Here is a 511-nt window from a genome sequence, read left to right as displayed (position 1 = left end):
GCTAAAGCTGCTATGCGGTTTTATCAAACCAATCAACCAGTTAAAGCATTGAATTTAGCAAGTCAATTGCAAAGTCAAAATATACGCGGTTCATTAATCACAGATGTCTTATTTTTATCTGGTGTGAGCATTGCAAATAACTCATTGCAACAAATGCGTAATCAGGAAATGCGATATTTAACGAATGACATAACATATCCTCCTGCAAAGCAGTTAGTTGAAAATATTCATACTGCAATGCCGGCTCCTGATCCATCCAGTTTCAAAACTAACAACTCGGAAAGCAGTTCTACTGATAATGAAAAAAGAAATTATAAAAAACAGTACGCAACGCGTAATAAAGTGAGTGCCTCTAGAACATCAAATAAACGAGTAGTAAGTCCAGCAAAGGCCACCGCAGTCAAACCTAAAACTGCACCTGCAGCCACTGTCAATAAATCAAAAAGTTCGCCTTTTGACCCTTTAATTAAATAATCCGGAATAGAATCTTATGGCTAAGAGAGAAAGCGTA

General features: G+C 37.0%; 1 protein-coding gene. It reads left to right on the top strand.

The features are described 5' to 3' along the window. On the top strand, positions 1 to 474 hold a 474-nt coding region (locus tag ABD296_RS50400), incomplete at its 5' end, for a hypothetical protein (protein WP_218218441.1). Positions 475 to 511: the final 37 nt, after the last annotated feature.

The organism is Actinomadura napierensis (assembly GCF_039529375.1).
In the GTDB taxonomy this organism is placed as follows: Bacteria; Actinomycetota; Actinomycetes; order Streptosporangiales; family Streptosporangiaceae; genus Spirillospora; species Spirillospora napierensis.
The sequence above is the reverse complement of the archived record's forward strand: the minus strand, read 5'-3'. Positions and strand labels throughout refer to the sequence as shown.